Here is a 16149-nt window from a genome sequence, read left to right on the forward strand (position 1 = left end):
CTTCCCGTTTCGCTCAACTTAGTATAAAAAAGCAGGCTTTGACGTAACCTTTTCAACTTTGCATAGTCTGGAGCACCCCTTGAACACATCATCGGTTTCCCGTCTGGCGCTGGCGCTCGCTTTTGGCGTGACACTGACCGCCTGTAGCTCAACCCCGCCGGCAGAACGCCCTTCTGAACAAGCTGCGCCTGGCACTTCAGCGCGCCCGATCCTCAGCGCAGGCGAAGCGAAAAACTTCGTGGCGGAGCGCTATTTCACCGCGATGACGCAAAATGGCGAGTCGTGGAAACCCTTCGCCATTCGTCTGCCGCAAAAAGCGGACTTCGTTGTCGGACCGGCAGGTACGCCTGGCGTGACCCACAACACCATTCAGGCCGCCGTTGATGCGGCAATTAACAAACACTCCAGCGATCGTCAGTACATCGCTGTGATGCCTGGCGACTACGAAGGCACGGTGTTTGTCCCTGCGGCCTCCGGCAGCGTGACCATTTACGGTACCGGTGAAAAAGCGCTGGATGTGAAAATTGGCCAGGCTATCGACTCCGAAATGGATCCGAATAGCTGGCGTCGTCTGGTTAACCCGTCAGGCAAATATATGCCGGGCAAACCTGCGTGGTATATGTTCGATAACTGCCAGAGCAAACGCAGCGCGACCGTCGGTGTGATGTGCTCTGCGGTCTTCTGGTCACAGAACAATGGCCTGCAACTGCAAAACCTGACTATCCAGAACACCCTTGGCGACAGCGTTGACGCAGGTAACCACCAGGCGGTGGCACTGCGCAGCGATGGCGATAAGGTGCAGATCAACAACGTGAATATTCTGGGTCGCCAGAATACCTTCTTCGTGACCAACAGCAGCGTGGATAACACCCTGCGTACCGATCGTCAGACCCGTACGCTGGTAACCAACAGCTACCTCGAAGGGGATGTGGATATCGTGGCCGGTCGCGGCGCCGTGGTGTTTGATAACACCGATTTCCGCGTTGTGAATTCACGGACTCAGCAGGAAGGCTACGTGTTTGCTCCGGCAACGCAGTCAAACCTGTATTACGGTTTCCTTGCAGTCAACAGCCGCTTTAACGCAGCCGGTAATGGGGTAGCGCAGCTGGGCCGTTCACTGGATGTGGACAGCAACACCAACGGCCAGGTGGTGATCCGCGACAGCGTGATCAACGAAGGCTTTAACGTGGCGAAACCGTGGGCGGATGCCAGCGTGTCTGGTCGCGCTTACGCGGGCAATACCGGTACGGTAGACGATAAGGGCAACGTACAGCGCGAGCTGAACAACCCGCAGTTCAACCGTATGTGGGAGTTCAACAACCGCGGCGTGGGCAGCAAAGTGGTCGCAGTGCCGAAGAAGTAATGCGTCGCTGATGATAAAAAACCTCGCCATGGCGAGGTTTTTTTATGTCCGAAATGCAGACTCAGTACGCGTTCACCACCACCCACATCGGCCCCTGGCCAACAGCATAGCGGCCTTTCTCGGTCAGCAAACCTTGCTCACCGGCGATTTCATACAGCGCAATGTGGTGTGATTTCTGCCCGGCAGCGATCAGGAATTTACCCGTGTGGTCGACGTTAAAGCCGCGCGGCTGGGTTTCTGTCGGCTGGAAGCCCTCAATCGCCAGCACGCTACCGTCTTCAGACACGCTGAAAATGGTTAACAGGCTGGACGTCCGATCGCAGGCATACAGGTGGCGGCCATCCGGGGTGATATGAATATCCGCCGCCCAACGGGTGTCGGAGAAATCTGCCGGCATCATATCCAGCGTCTGCACGCAGTCGATATTGCCGTGCGCATCGCTCAGTTGCCACACATCCACCGAGCTGTTCAGTTCATTAACGCAATAGGCGTAACGTTGATTCGGATGGAAAGCGATATGACGCGGGCCTGCGCCTTCCACAGTGGTCACTTCCGCCGGTTCCTGCGCCGTCAGATTGCCATCCTCGCCCAGCGTAAACAGGCAGATGCGATCCTGTTTCAGCGCCGGAACCCACAAAGTGCGGTTATCCGGGGAGATATTCGCGGAATGACAGCCTTCCAGCCCTTCCACCACGTCCACGGTTTGTGTCGGAATGCCGTCTTCCAGGCGAGTCACGCTCACACAACCGGCGTTATAGGAGCCGCTAAACAGGAAACGCCCACTGCGATCGGTAGAAATATGCGTCGGGCTACCCGGCAACGGCGCTTCAGCAGCGAATGTCAGCGCGCCGTTTTCCGGTGCGATGCGATAAGCAATAACGCGAAACTCCGGGCGTACGCCCACGTAGAGGTAACGCTTGTCCGGGCTGACGACCATCGGCTGTACCTGGCCGGGAACATCGACCACCTGGACAAGCGTCAAAGCGCCTTCAGGATCCAAACGCCAGACGTGGATCTGCTGACTTTCCGGGCTGGCGGTATAAACGGTTTGTTTCATGAATACTCCTTTCCTCTTGAACTTCTTCTGCGTTAAGTAACCAGGATAGCCGTTTTTGCGCGTTGATGCTGAAAAGCGCCGGGAGATTTTGCGCATCCGTCCACCCGGTGTACCATCCCCGGACATGCCAATTTCAACATCGACCACGGAAAACGCCATGACTGCACGCGTTATTGCACTGGATTTAGACGGTACGCTACTCACCCCGAAAAAAACGCTTCTGCCCTCTTCCCTCGAAGCGCTGGCTCGCGCAAAAGCCGCCGGGCATCAGCTCATCATTGTGACCGGCCGGCATCATGTTACCATCCATCCTTTTTATCAGGCACTGGCGCTGGATACACCTGCAATTTGTTGTAATGGCACTTATTTGTATGATTATCATGCAAAAAAAGTGTTAAAAGCGGACCCGTTGCCTGTTCCGCAAGCGTTGCAGCTTATTCATCTGCTGGAAGAACATGATATTCATGGTCTGATGTATGTCGATAACGCCATGGTCTACGAAAAACCGACCGGGCACGTCCTGCGCACCAACAACTGGGCGCAGTCGCTGCCGCCGGAACAACGCCCTACATTCCAACAGGTGGACTCTCTGGCGGACACCGCACAGCACGTGGATGCTATCTGGAAATTCGCCCTCACCGATGAAGACACGCAAAAACTGAAAGCGTTTGCCCTTCACGTAGAGCAGACGCTGAGACTGGAGTGTGAGTGGTCGTGGCACGATCAGGTGGATATCGCCCGCAGCGGCAACAGCAAAGGGAAACGCCTGGCCGAGTGGGTGGCCTCGCAGGGACTGTCGATGCATAACGTCGTGGCATTTGGTGATAATTATAACGACATCAGCATGTTAAAAGCAGCGGGCGTAGGCGTGGCCATGGGCAATGCCGCAGACGAGGTCAAAGCCCATGCCAACGTGGTGATTGGCGATAATACCGTCGACAGTATTGCCGGGTTTATCTATAAAGAGCTGCTGTGATCAGGCGGTAATCGACACGCTTTTGATTTGCGCATACAGCCACTGGCCGGGTTTGATGCTCAGTTCATCCCTGGCCCAGGGGCTGATACGCGCCCACAAGGTGCGACCCGCCACATCCAGTTGCACCTCAACCTGCCCATCAACATCAAAGCACTCCACCACCTTCGCCCGCAGGCTATTACGGATACTGGTATTCATCAGAGGCTGTAGCGCCAGCGAAACATCTGTTGCCTGAATACGGATACGCAACGGAGTTTGCAGGGGGCTATCCACTTTGTTGACCCAGATATGCTGATCGCCCAATGCCAGCGCCGTCATCGAATAGTGTGGGTGGTGTTCAAGTATGCTGACTTTCAGAATGCTGCTCTGCTGATCCTGCGGCAACCACGGGTTCATCACGCTGCTGCCCCAGACATCCTCCAGATTGCCGAACGCTTTTACCTCCCCCGCTTCCAGCACCATCACTTTATCCGCCAGATGGAGGATCTCTTCCAGCGAGTGGCTGACATAGAGCATCGGAATATTGATCTCCCGCGCCAGACGTTGCAGGTACGGCAACAGCTCGCGCTTACGGGGAATATCGAGCGACGCCAGCGGTTCGTCCAGCAACAACAGTTCCGGCGCGGTTAATAACGCACGCCCGATGGCGACACGCTGCTTTTCGCCTCCTGAAAGACTACCGGGTAAACGGTCAAGCAACGGTTCAATCCCCAGCAGCGCCACCAGCTTGTCAAACTGCCCGGCCATCGATTTAGCCATGCCATAACGCAGGTTTCCCCGCACTTTATAATGCGGGAACAGGCGCGCATCCTGGAAAACATACCCTACGCGGCGTTTCTCCGGCGGCAGGCAAATCTTGCTGGCGGTATCAAACAACACGCGGTTATTCAGCGCAATCCGCCCCTCTTGCGGATGGGTCAGACCACCAATGGCGTTAATCAGCGACGTTTTCCCCGCGCCGGATACACCAAAAATGGCCGTGATGCCGCTCGCGGGCACGTTCTCAGCAATGCGTAATTGATGGGTTCCCAACGTTTGGGTGAAATTCAGCTCCAGCATGACTTACCTCCCTGTCCGTTCACGACTGATACGCGCCAGCCACTCTGAAATCAGCAACGACACCAGCGCCAGAACAATGGAGATGACACACAGCCGCGCCGCCGCGCTTTCGCCGCCCGGCATCTGGATAAGCGTATACATCGCAGAAGGGATAGTGCGCGTTTCGCCCGGGATGTTGGAAACAAAGGTAATGGTCGCGCCAAACTCCCCCAGCGAGCGGGCGAAAGCCAGCACCGTACCGACAATAATACCTGGCAGCGTCAGGGGTAACGTAATGGTCAAAAACACGCGCCAGCGTCCGGCGCCCAGCGTTCGCGCTGCCTGCTCCAGTTTGGTGTCGACACTTTCCAGCGCCAGGCGGATAGCCCGCACCATCAGCGGAAATGACATCACTGCCGCCGCCAGCACTGCGCCGCGCCAGCTAAAGGCAAAGGTAATCCCGAACCAGTCGTGCAGCCATTCGCCTATCGCTCCGCGTCGCCCCATGACGATCAACAATAAGTAACCGACCACCACAGGCGGCAAGACCAACGGAAGGTGAAGAAGACTATCGAGAAGCGCTTTGCCCGGGAACGTGCAGCGCACCAGTAACCAGGCAAAGAAGATCCCAAAGGGCAAACTGAAGACAACTGCCAGGGAAGAGACTTTAAGGCTCAGCAGAACTGCCTGCCATTCGGGATCCGTTAATATCATTAGTGCGTCGTAAATCCGTAACGTTTAAAGATTTCAGAAGCCTGCGGGCCTTTCAGGTAATCATAAAACGCGGTCACTGTCGCGTTTTTATGACCGTCGATAATCGCCAGCGGGTATTCCACTTTTTGGTGCGAATCTTCCGGGAAGGTCCCGACCACTTTGACCCCTTTGCCGGCGACAGCGTCGGAGCCATACACAATGCCTAAAGGCGCTTCATTACGCTCAACCAGCGCCAGCGCGCCACGCACATCTTCCGCCGGAGCCAGTTTCGGCGACAACGTTTCCCACGCGCCCAGCTTAGTCAGTGCTTCTTTCGCATAGATGCCCGCCGGAACATGGTCCGGGTCGCCCACGGCCAGACGTCCGCCTTTCAACAGGCTGTTCCAGTCTGTTTTGGCATTCACTGTAATGTTGCCCTGCGCGCTATTTTTCGGCGCGACCACCACCAGGCTGTTGCCCAGCAAGGTTTCACGCGTCGCGGTGTCGATGGATTTTTTCTCTACCGCGTAATCCATCCATTTCTGGTCTGCGGAAATAAACAGATCCGCAGGTGCACCGGCTTCAATCTGGCGCGCCAGCGTCGACGAAGAGGCGAACGAGGAGACGACCTCGACGTTTTTCTCTTTTTTATAGGCCGCCGCAATATCCTGCATTGCGTTGGTCAGTGACGCCGCTGCAAAAACGGTAATTTTTCCTTCTTCCGCCAGCGCGTGCCCGGCAACGGAAAACGTTAATGTCGCCCCGGCAAAAAGGCGTAACCATGTACGTGCCATTCGTAACTCCTGTGAGTGTCGTTATATAGAGTGAAACATAACGATAGTACCAGAGTTTACCGGTCAGAGGATAATACCCATCAAGAATGAGGGACATATGAAAAAACTATCGGCAGGGAGGGGACAATCTTGAGAGTAAAACGCCCACTTCCGTGGGCGTTTTAGCAAATGGATTAGCGCTGCTGGCTGGTGCGGTCACGGCGGCCAACGCCGGAAAAGACGTTAAACACTTCACCCAGACCATAGATCAATCCCAGGATGATCGCCATCACCACGGGGACCATGACTACGGCAAATACCAGACTTTTCAATAACTCTAACATGGTCAACTCCAGATATTGTGGATGGCGCATTCTAGCCTGAACAGGGATAAAAACACTCGCCTTTTGTGCGATTGCATCCTCAACGTCGCCATCAATCTCCGGCGTCAGGCTAGGCTTAGCGGTGCTTTTCCTTCACAATAGTCTTTTTGCCAGGACATTGCGTAATGCAGGCTGAAATTCTCCTTACTCTCAAACTCCAGCAGCGTCTTTTTGCCGATCCACGCCGTATCGCTCTTCTGAAGCAGATTGTAGAAACCGGCTCTATTAGCCAGGGCGCGAAAAACGCCAATATCAGTTACAAGAGCGCATGGGATGCCATCAATGAGATGAACCAGTTGAGCGAACACACGCTGGTCGATCGCGCAACCGGGGGGAAAGGCGGCGGCGGCGCAGTGGTCACCCGCTACGGCCAACGGTTGATCCAGCTTTATGATTTGCTGGGGCAGATCCAGCAAAAAGCCTTCGACGTGCTGAGCGATGATGACGCGCTGCCGTTAAACAGCCTGCTGGCGGCGATCTCCCGCTTCTCTTTACAAACCAGCGCGCGTAACCAGTGGTTTGGCACCATTACCAAACGCGATCGCCAGCAGGTTCAGCAACATGTGGAAGTCCTGCTGGCGGACGGTACTACCCGCTTTAAAGTGGCGATCACCGCGCAAAGTGCTGAACGGCTGGACCTCGACGAAGGCAAAGAAGTGCTGGTGCTGTTAAAAGCGCCGTGGGTCAGCATCACTCAGGATGCGCAGCTGGCGGCACAAGCCGATAACCAACTGACCGGGCGCATCAGCCATATTGAGCGCGGCGAACAGCAGAGCGAAGTGTTGATGACGCTACCGGATGGTCAGACCCTCTGCGCCACCGTGCCCTCGCAGGATGTGGATAATTTGCAGGAACAGAGCCAGGTGACGGCATATTTTAATGCCGATCGCGTGATTATCGCCACGTTGTGCTGATTGCGTTGACAAACGGCGGCATTGCACGTATCCCTGAACTTCTACGCTGCAAAAAATGGGATACAACATGTCGTCATTGCAAATTTCGCAAGGCACGTTTCGTCTTAGCGATACCCGCACGCTGCACCTTGAACAATTAACCCTGCGCGCCGGTGAAAGCTGGGCGTTCGTTGGCGCAAACGGAAGTGGTAAATCGGCGCTGGCCCGCGCCCTCGCCGGAGACCTGACGCTTCTGAAAGGGGAGCGCCGCTGCACGTTTGACCGTCTGACGCGCCTCTCTTTCGAGCAACTGCAAAAGCTGGTCAGCGACGAGTGGCAACGGAATAACACCGATATGCTCAGTCCTGGCGAAGAGGACACCGGGCGAACCACCGCGGATATTATTCAGGATGAGGTGAAAGATCCGCAGCGCTGCGCGCGCCTGGCGGCGCAATTTGGCATCACGTCGCTTCTTGATCGTCGTTTTAAATACCTCTCTACCGGGGAAACCCGCAAAACCCTGCTCTGCCAGGCGCTGATGGCGGAGCCGGAGCTGCTGATCCTCGACGAACCTTTCGATGGGCTGGATGTCCACTCCCGTCAGCAACTGGCTGAACTGCTCGCACAACTGAATTCGGATGGTTATACCGTGGTGCTGGTGCTCAATCGCTTTGATGAAATTCCTGCATTTGTCCAACATGCCGGAGTGCTGGTCGACTGTATGCTGACCGAAACCGGCGAAAAATCCGCGCTGTTGCAACAGGCACTCATCGCCCAACTGGCGCACAGCGAGAAACTTGCCGGGATCGCATTGCCCGAGCCGGATGCACCGCCTGCCCGCAATACACTGACGCCAGGCGCGCCGCTGATCGTGCTCAGGGATGGAGTGGTCTCTTACAACGACCGCGCGATTATCAACCAGCTTTCATGGACGGTGAATCCCGGTGAACACTGGCAGATTGTCGGACCAAACGGCGCGGGTAAATCAACGTTGTTAAGCCTGGTAACCGGCGATCACCCACAAGGTTACAGCAACGATTTGACGCTGTTTGGCCGCCGTCGCGGCAGCGGCGAAACAATCTGGGATATCAAAAAACATATCGGCTATGTGAGCAGCAGCCTGCATCTGGATTACCGCGTGAGCACCAACGTGCGTAATGTCATCCTGTCGGGTTATTTTGACTCGATCGGTATTTACCAGGCGGTGTCGGACAAACAGCACAAACTGGCGCAGCGTTGGCTTGATATTCTGGGTTTTGATGCCCGTACCGCAGAGGCACCCTTCCATAGCCTCTCCTGGGGTCAACAACGACTGGCGCTGATTGTTCGCGCGCTGGTGAAACATCCGACGTTGCTGATCCTGGATGAGCCACTCCAGGGCCTGGATCCGCTTAATCGTCAGTTAATTCGCCGCTTTGTGGACGTGCTCATCAGCGAAGGCGATACCCAACTGTTATTTGTTTCCCACCATGCGGCGGATGCACCCTCGTGTATTACTCACCGGCTGGAGTTTGTGCCGCAGGATGACGGATACCGTTATCACCTCTCAGCGCAATAACTGCAGGGGTGCGCGCACCCCTGGCAAACGTCTGGAATATACCTTTTTGCACCCTGGGCTGATTGCCTGGCCGTCGCTGATGACTTATAACCTGCACGAGGCGATTTCCGGCTTTTGCTGATATCGGCTGCTTTGCTGCACAGCAGTAAAGGTTTTTTCGGACTTATCATAATCACCGGGTAAAGCCAGTTATTGCGGGGTTTTTCCGGCGGTTGCCAGCGAAACCGGCGAACAGAGAGCGTAGTGTAAACGATTCCACTATTTTATCCCATGTCACAGTTTTCACCTCTCTGTTATGCTAAGGTTTGTTCATACCATATGCCTAATGGAGTTAAATATGCGAGTTTTGGTTACAGGTGGTAGCGGTTACATTGGCAGTCATACCTGCGTCCAACTGCTGCGAAATGGCCATGATGTCGTCATTCTCGACAACCTTTGCAACAGTAAACGTAGCGTACTGAAAGAGATCGAACGCTTCGGGGGTAAGACCGCGCTGTTTGTCGAAGGTGATATTCGCGATGAAGCCCTGCTGGCGGAAATTCTCCACGACCACGCCATCGAAGCCGTGATCCATTTCGCCGGGCTGAAAGCTGTTGGCGAATCCGTGGCGAAACCGCTGGAATATTATGACAACAACGTAAACGGCACGCTGCGTCTGATTAGCGCCATGCGCGCCGCCAACGTGAAAAACTTTATTTTCAGCTCCTCCGCCACCGTCTACGGCGACCAGCCGAAGATCCCTTACGTTGAAAGCTTCCCCACTGGCACACCGCAAAGTCCGTACGGCAAAAGCAAACTGATGGTCGAGCAGATCCTGACAGACCTGCAAAAAGCGCAACCGGACTGGAGCATCGCCCTGCTGCGTTACTTCAACCCGGTTGGCGCGCATCCATCAGGCGATATGGGCGAAGATCCGCAGGGCATTCCAAACAACCTGATGCCGTACATTGCTCAGGTGGCAGTGGGCCGTCGCGATTCGCTGGCGATTTTCGGTAGCGATTACCCAACGCCGGACGGCACTGGCGTACGTGATTACATTCACGTGATGGACCTGGCGGACGGCCATGTTGCCGCCATGCAGCAACTGGCGGGCAAACAAGGCGTGCATATTTATAACCTCGGCGCAGGCGTTGGCAGCAGCGTACTGGACGTGGTTAACGCATTCAGCAAAGCCTGCGGTAAACCGGTGGCATGGCACTATGCGCCGCGCCGGGACGGCGATTTACCCGCTTACTGGGCAGACGCAACCAAAGCGGATAAAGAGCTGAACTGGCGGGTCACCCGCACACTCGACGAAATGGCAGAAGATACCTGGCGCTGGCAGTCCCGCCATCCGCAGGGCTATCCCGATTAAAGGAAAGGCAATGACGCAATTTAACCCGGTTGATCATCCACATCGCCGTTATAACCCGTTGACCGGTCAGTGGATCCTGGTTTCACCGCATCGCGCTAAGCGCCCCTGGCAGGGGGCGCAGGAAACGCCGGCGAAACAGACGCTGCCCGCCCATGACCCGGACTGCTTCCTCTGTCCGGGAAATACCCGTGTGACCGGCGATAAAAACCCGGATTACACCAGCACCTACGTGTTTACTAACGACTTTGCCGCGTTGATGACCGACACGCCGGAAGCGCCGGAAAGCACCGATCCGCTGATGCGCACCCAGAGCGCGCGCGGCACCAGCCGGGTTATCTGTTTCTCTCCGGATCACAGCAAAACGCTGCCGGAACTGAGCGTCAGCGCCCTGGAAGAGGTGGTCGCCACCTGGCAACAGCAAACGGCTGAACTGGGTCAGACCTATCCGTGGGTGCAGGTATTTGAAAACAAAGGTGCGGCGATGGGCTGTTCCAACCCGCATCCGCACGGTCAGGTTTGGGCAAATAGCTTCTTACCCAACGAAGCCGAACGCGAAGATCGTCTACAAAAAGAGTACTTTGCCGAACATCACTCGCCGATGCTGGTGGAGTATGCGCAGCGTGAACTGAAAGATGGTAGCCGTACGGTGGTGGAAACGGCGCACTGGCTGGCTGTTGTGCCTTACTGGGCGGCATGGCCATTTGAAACCCTGCTGCTGCCGAAAGCGCATGTGCAACGCATTACCGGGTTAAGCGATGAACAGCGTAGCGACCTGGCGCTGGCATTGAAAAAGCTGACCAGCCGCTATGACAACCTGTTCCAGTGCTCATTCCCTTACTCGATGGGCTGGCACGGTGCACCTTTTAACGGCGAGGAGAATCACCACTGGCAGCTTCATGCCCATTTCTACCCGCCACTGCTGCGTTCCGCCACGGTGCGTAAATTTATGGTCGGCTATGAAATGCTGGCTGAAACCCAGCGCGATCTGACAGCAGAACAAGCAGCCGAGCGCCTGCGCGCCGTGAGTGACATCCATTTTCGCGAATCCGGAGAATAACAATGAGTCTGAAAGAGATCACCCAATCCCTGTTTGCTGAAAAATTCGGCTACCCTGCCACCCACACCATTCAGGCGCCGGGCCGCGTTAATCTGATCGGTGAACACACCGACTATAACGATGGCTTTGTGCTGCCTTGCGCTATCGATTATCAAACCGTCATCAGCTGCGCCACGCGCACCGACCGCATGGTGCGGGTAATTGCCGCCGATTACGCTAACCAGAGCGACGAGTTCTCGCTCGATGCGCCGATTGTCGCGCATGACAATCAACAGTGGTCGAACTACGTGCGCGGCGTGATAAAACACCTGCAAAAACGGGATGCAAACTTTGGCGGCGCCGATCTGGTGATCAGCGGCAACGTGCCGCAGGGCGCAGGTTTAAGCTCTTCCGCCTCACTCGAAGTGGCGGTTGGCACCGTGTTCCAACAGCTTTATCACTTACCGCTGGATGGCGCGCAGATTGCGCTGAACGGCCAGGAAGCGGAAAACCAGTTTGTGGGCTGTAATTGCGGCATCATGGATCAGCTTATCTCCGCGCTGGGGAAAAAAGGCAGTGCGCTGCTGATCGACTGCCGTTCGCTGGGCACCAAAGCCGTTTCCATGCCGCAAGGCGTGGCGATTGTGATCATTAACAGTAACTTCAAACGCACACTGGTGGGCAGCGAGTACAATACCCGTCGCCAGCAGTGCGAAACCGGCGCGCGTTTCTTCCAGCAAAAAGCCCTGCGCGATGTCAGTCTCGATCAGTTTAATGCCGTTGCGCATGAGCTGGATCCACTGGTAGCCAAACGCGTGCGCCACGTGCTGACCGAAAACGCCCGCACCGTAGAAGCAGCAGACGCACTGGAGAAAGGCGATTTGCAGCGCATGGGCGTACTGATGGCGGAATCCCACGCATCGATGCGTGATGATTTTGAAATCACCGTGCCGCAAATCGACACGCTGGTGGAGATTGTCAAAGCCACCATCGGCGATAAAGGCGGCGTGCGCATGACCGGTGGCGGTTTCGGCGGCTGTGTTGTCGCGCTGGTGCCGGAAACGCTGGTTCCGGCGGTGAAAGAGGCGGTGGAGCGTCAGTACGAAGCGAAAACCGGCATCAAAGAAACCTTCTATGTATGCAAACCTTCACAGGGAGCAGGACAGTGCTAAACGAATCCTCTGCGGCGGCCCCCGATGGGCTGCCCTTTCGTCTGATCACCCTGCGCAATCGCGCGGGGATGGTGGTGACACTGATGGACTGGGGCGCAACGCTATTATCCGCGCGCGTTCCTTTACAGGATGGCTCGGTGCGCGAGGCGTTGCTCGGTTGCGCGACGCCAGAGCACTACCTTCAGCAGGCGGCGTTTCTCGGCGCATCCGTGGGGCGTTACGCTAACCGCATTGCGAAAAGCCGCTTTGAACTGGGTGGACGAACTTACGCGCTGACACCAAGCCAGGGCGAAAATCAGCTACACGGCGGCCCGGAAGGTTTTGATAAGCGCCGCTGGCGCATTGAGCGTCAGAATGATAACGAAGTGGTGTTCGTGCTGAACTCACCGGATGGCGATCAAGGGTTCCCCGGTAATGTTCATGCCAGAGCGCATTTCCGTCTCGGTGACGATCACCGTCTGGCTATCGAATACCGCGCGACGACCGATCAACCCTGCCCGGTAAACCTCACCAATCACGCTTACTTTAACCTTGATGGCGAGCAGTCAGACGTGCGCAATCATACCCTGCAGATTCTGGCAGATGCCTATCTGCCGGTAGACAGCATGGGTCTGCCGACCGAGGGTCTGAAAAACGTGGCGCAAACCAGTTTTGACTTCCGGGAACCGAAAACCGTGGCGCACGATTTTCTGACCGATGACGATCAACGTGCGGTCAAAGGCTACGATCACGCGTTTTTATTGCAGGCTCGGGGCGATGTCAGTCAACCGGCGGCCCATGTCTGGTCAGCAGACAAGCAGCTGGAAATGGCGGTTTATACCAGCGCACCTGCGCTGCAGTTCTATTCCGGCAACTATCTCGACGGCACCCCCGCGCGCGGCGGTAAAACCTACACGGCCTGGCAAGGTCTGGCGCTGGAAAGCGAATTTTTACCCGACAGCCCTAACCGCCCGGATTTCCCGCAACCGGACTGTGTTTTACTCCCCGGCGATGTCTACGCCAGCCTGACGGAATATCACTTTATTCCGCATTGATCCCCCGCCCTCCCGATGGAGGGCTTTTTTTTCATCATCTTGCTGAAATAAACGCCACTTATCGACAAAATCGCAACCCCTGATTCACAAGCACCTTACACTGAGCGGCTATTTTCGCTATGGTTAAGGGTAATCGTTGCCGTGGGTCTCGCCCCGGCAATATAATGAGAATTGTTATCATTCAATCAGGCTCACAGGAGTAAGTGTATGGCTGTTACTAAGCTGGTTCTGGTTCGTCACGGCGAAAGCCAGTGGAACAACGAAAACCGCTTCACCGGTTGGTACGATGTCGATCTGTCAGAGAAAGGCGTTGGCGAAGCGAAAGCAGCAGGCAAGCTGCTGAAAGAAGAAGGCTACACCTTCGATTTTGCTTATACCTCTGTGCTGAAACGTGCCATCCATACGCTCTGGAACGTTCTGGACGAACTGGATCAGGCATGGTTGCCGGTAGAGAAAAGCTGGAAACTGAACGAACGTCACTACGGTGCGCTGCAAGGTCTGAACAAAGCAGAAACCGCTGAAAAATACGGTGACGATCAGGTCAAACAGTGGCGTCGCGGTTTTGCCGTTACCCCGCCTGCGCTGACCAAAGATGATGAGCGTTTCCCGGGCCACGATCCGCGTTATGCGAAACTGACCGATGCAGAACTGCCGCAGACCGAAAGCCTGGCGCTGACCATCGATCGCGTGATCCCGTACTGGAACGAAACCATCCTGCCGCGTCTGAAAAGCGGTGAGCGTGTGATCATCGCCGCTCACGGCAACTCCCTGCGCGCGCTGGTGAAATACCTGGACAACATGAGCGAAGAAGAGATCCTCGAACTGAACATCCCGACCGGCGTACCGCTGGTGTATGAGTTTGATGAAAACTTCAAACCGCTGAAACACTACTATCTGGGCAACGCGGATGAGATCGCCGCGAAAGCTGCCGCTGTGGCCAATCAGGGTAAAGCGAAGTAAGTTTTCAGCCATAAAAAAAAGCGTGGAGAGATCCACGCTTTTTTATTGGCTCAATGATTAGCGACGGCGCGCTTTCACGGCATCCGCTAACTGGCGCAGAAGCGCATCGGTATCTTCCCAGCCAATACACGCATCGGTAATGCTTTTACCGTACACCAGCGGCTCGCCGCTCTCCAGACTCTGATTGCCTTCCACCAGGTGACTTTCAATCATCACACCGATGATGGATTTTTCCCCACCGGCGATTTGCTGACAAACGTCAGTGCCTACGTCCATCTGCTTTTTAAACTGTTTGCTGGAATTGGCATGGCTGAAGTCAATCATCACCTGCGGTTCCAGACCCGCTTTACCAAGGCCTGTTTTCACCTCAGCAACATGTTTTGCACTGTAATTCGGCTCTTTGCCGCCGCGCAGAATAATGTGGCAGTCGTTGTTACCGGCCGTATTCACAATGGCGGAGTGACCCCATTTGGTCACAGATAAGAAGCAGTGCGGCGCGCTGGCGGCATTGATCGCGTCGATCGCCACTTTGATGGTGCCGTCGGTGCCGTTTTTAAAACCCACCGGGCAGGAGAGACCTGAGGCCAGTTCACGGTGCACCTGCGATTCCGTCGTACGTGCACCAATCGCCCCCCAGCTCATCAGATCCGCCATGTATTGCGGCGTGATCATATCCAGAAACTCCCCTGCCGCCGGCAAACCAGCATCGTTGATTTCCAACAGTAACTTACGGGCAATTCGCAGGCCGTCGTTGATCTGGAAACTGTTATCCATATGCGGATCGTTAATCAGCCCTTTCCAGCCGACGGTGGTGCGTGGTTTTTCAAAATAAACACGCATGACCACTTCCAGCTCGCCCTTCAGCTCTTCACGCAGCGCCAGCAAACGTGAGGCGTACTCCTTCGCGGCGACAGGATCATGAATCGAACACGGGCCAATCACCACCAGCAGACGATCATCATTACCCCGCAGGATTTTGTGGATCGCTTTGCGGGCATGCGAAACCGTGTTTGCAGCCTTTTCAGTGGCGGGGAATTTTTCAAGGAGTGCTACAGGGGGTAATAACTCATTGATCTCTTTGATGCGTAAATCGTCGTTCTGATAATTCATGATCTTTCCAGTGTCGCCATACTTTTTGTAATGAATGCAATCTTTCCAATCTATCTCGTCAGCCATGAAGTGTAAACGTGATTTTACACTTCGGACGGATAATTCCTGGAATCGCGCAAAAAGACGTCAGAAAGTAGCGAGCCTCTACATCGGGGCTACACTTTTTAACGGTAAACACTTTATTTTTGCATTTTATCGCTATTCCATGCTGCCGTAACGGTAAGCATTGGTATGTTCAACCACTGAGCGTGATAACTCGTTCGCGCTGCTTTTACCGCCTTACGGCATGGTAAAAACGACCAGAACAGGAGCATCATGATGAAAATGAATAAATTAGCGACGCTTTTCCTCACCACGACATTGGCCCTGTCAGGCGGTGCCGCCTGGGCTGCGGATACGACTTCAGGAACCACAGACAGCAGTAACGGGCAGGCGAATGCCGCAGCCGCAGCAGGTCAGCCAGCGCCGGATGCGCACCAGAACCTTGTACCGAAGGAATCCGATAGCAGCAAAATTAATACCGGCGATAGCAACAGCAACAGCGGCACGATGCTGCATCCCAACGGCAGCACCTCGTCGACTCAACATATGAGCAAAGACGAGGTGCATAAAAACTCTATGTGTAAAGATGGTCGCTGTCCGGACATCAACAAAAAAGTTGAAACCGGTAACGGCACCAATAATGACGTCAATACCAAAACGGACGGCACCACGCAGTAACGCGTGAAGGGGTAAAAAAAGGAGAGCTT

General features: G+C 55.3%; 16 protein-coding genes. 10 read left to right on the forward strand and 6 right to left on the reverse strand.

Going from position 1 to position 16149, the window contains the following annotated elements; all coding sequences use genetic code 11:
• Positions 1-79 precede the first annotated feature (79 nt).
• Positions 80-1363 (forward strand): putative acyl-CoA thioester hydrolase, encoded by a 1284-nt coding sequence (locus N7922_RS17030; protein ID WP_263097460.1) that lies wholly within the window; start codon positions 80-82, stop codon positions 1361-1363.
• Between the two features lie 61 nt (positions 1364-1424).
• Here N7922_RS17030 and pgl read toward each other — a convergent pair whose 3' ends face one another.
• The gene (gene pgl, locus N7922_RS17035) at positions 1425-2420 is read right to left on the reverse strand and encodes a 6-phosphogluconolactonase (protein WP_263097461.1); all 996 of its coding nucleotides are present in this window, start codon (positions 2418-2420) and stop codon (positions 1425-1427) included.
• 157 nt (positions 2421-2577) lie between these two features.
• Here pgl and N7922_RS17040 point away from each other — a divergent pair, with 157 nt between their 5' ends.
• On the forward strand, positions 2578-3396 hold the full coding sequence (locus N7922_RS17040; protein ID WP_263097462.1) for a pyridoxal phosphatase: 819 nt from the start codon (positions 2578-2580) through the stop codon (positions 3394-3396).
• Here N7922_RS17040 and modC read toward each other — a convergent pair whose 3' ends face one another.
• The 4 genes from modC to N7922_RS17060 all read right to left on the reverse strand — a co-directional run bounded on the left by modC (position 3397) and on the right by N7922_RS17060 (position 6244).
• The gene (gene modC, locus N7922_RS17045; protein WP_263097463.1) at positions 3397-4455 is read right to left on the reverse strand and encodes a molybdenum ABC transporter ATP-binding protein ModC; all 1059 of its coding nucleotides are present in this window, start codon (positions 4453-4455) and stop codon (positions 3397-3399) included.
• Between the two features lie 3 nt (positions 4456-4458).
• Positions 4459-5148, reverse strand: coding sequence for a molybdate ABC transporter permease subunit (gene modB, locus N7922_RS17050; RefSeq protein WP_263097464.1), 690 nt, complete (start codon positions 5146-5148; stop codon positions 4459-4461).
• Entirely contained in the window at positions 5148-5921 is a 774-nt protein-coding gene (modA, locus tag N7922_RS17055; RefSeq protein WP_263097465.1) for a molybdate ABC transporter substrate-binding protein, read from the reverse strand. Before modA ends, modB begins: the two co-directional genes overlap by 1 nt.
• 173 nt (positions 5922-6094) lie before the next feature.
• Positions 6095-6244 carry an AcrZ family multidrug efflux pump-associated protein gene (locus tag N7922_RS17060; RefSeq protein WP_263097466.1) on the reverse strand — a complete coding sequence of 50 codons (150 nt, stop codon included), beginning with the start codon at positions 6242-6244 and terminating at the stop codon, positions 6095-6097.
• Positions 6245-6408: 164 nt separating this feature from the next.
• Here N7922_RS17060 and modE point away from each other — a divergent pair, with 164 nt between their 5' ends.
• The 7 genes from modE (at position 6409) to gpmA (ending at position 14290) form a co-directional block, all read left to right on the forward strand.
• Positions 6409-7197 carry a molybdenum-dependent transcriptional regulator gene (modE, locus tag N7922_RS17065; RefSeq protein WP_263097467.1) on the forward strand — a complete coding sequence of 263 codons (789 nt, stop codon included), beginning with the start codon at positions 6409-6411 and terminating at the stop codon, positions 7195-7197.
• A 67-nt stretch (positions 7198-7264) separates the two neighbouring features.
• On the forward strand, positions 7265-8734 hold the full coding sequence (modF, locus tag N7922_RS17070; RefSeq protein ID WP_263097468.1) for a molybdate ABC transporter ATP-binding protein ModF: 1470 nt from the start codon (positions 7265-7267) through the stop codon (positions 8732-8734).
• A 337-nt stretch (positions 8735-9071) separates the two neighbouring features.
• Positions 9072-10088, forward strand: coding sequence for a UDP-glucose 4-epimerase GalE (gene galE, locus N7922_RS17075; protein WP_263097469.1), 1017 nt, complete (start codon positions 9072-9074; stop codon positions 10086-10088).
• Positions 10089-10098: 10 nt separating this feature from the next.
• A complete protein-coding gene (gene galT / locus N7922_RS17080) occupies positions 10099-11145 on the forward strand; it encodes a galactose-1-phosphate uridylyltransferase (RefSeq protein WP_263097470.1) in 1047 nt (348 codons plus the stop codon).
• A gap of 2 nt (positions 11146-11147) precedes the next feature.
• The gene (gene galK / locus N7922_RS17085) at positions 11148-12296 is read left to right on the forward strand and encodes a galactokinase (RefSeq protein WP_263097471.1); all 1149 of its coding nucleotides are present in this window, start codon (positions 11148-11150) and stop codon (positions 12294-12296) included.
• Entirely contained in the window at positions 12290-13330 is a 1041-nt protein-coding gene (galM, locus tag N7922_RS17090) for a galactose-1-epimerase (RefSeq protein WP_263097472.1), read from the forward strand. The genes galK and galM overlap by 7 nt, the downstream gene beginning before the upstream one ends.
• Positions 13331-13537: 207 nt before the next feature.
• Entirely contained in the window at positions 13538-14290 is a 753-nt protein-coding gene (gpmA, locus tag N7922_RS17095; RefSeq protein WP_263097473.1) for a 2,3-diphosphoglycerate-dependent phosphoglycerate mutase, read from the forward strand.
• A gap of 57 nt (positions 14291-14347) precedes the next feature.
• Here the strand turns inward: gpmA and aroG are convergent, their stop codons facing one another.
• The gene (aroG, locus tag N7922_RS17100; protein ID WP_263097474.1) at positions 14348-15400 is read right to left on the reverse strand and encodes a 3-deoxy-7-phosphoheptulonate synthase AroG; all 1053 of its coding nucleotides are present in this window, start codon (positions 15398-15400) and stop codon (positions 14348-14350) included.
• 318 nt (positions 15401-15718) lie between these two features.
• Here aroG and N7922_RS17105 point away from each other — a divergent pair, with 318 nt between their 5' ends.
• On the forward strand, positions 15719-16120 hold the full coding sequence (locus tag N7922_RS17105; RefSeq protein WP_263100935.1) for a YbgS-like family protein: 402 nt from the start codon (positions 15719-15721) through the stop codon (positions 16118-16120).
• Positions 16121-16149 lie beyond the last annotated feature (29 nt).

Source organism: Kosakonia sp. ML.JS2a (assembly GCF_025642095.1).
GTDB lineage: Bacteria > Pseudomonadota > Gammaproteobacteria > Enterobacterales > Enterobacteriaceae.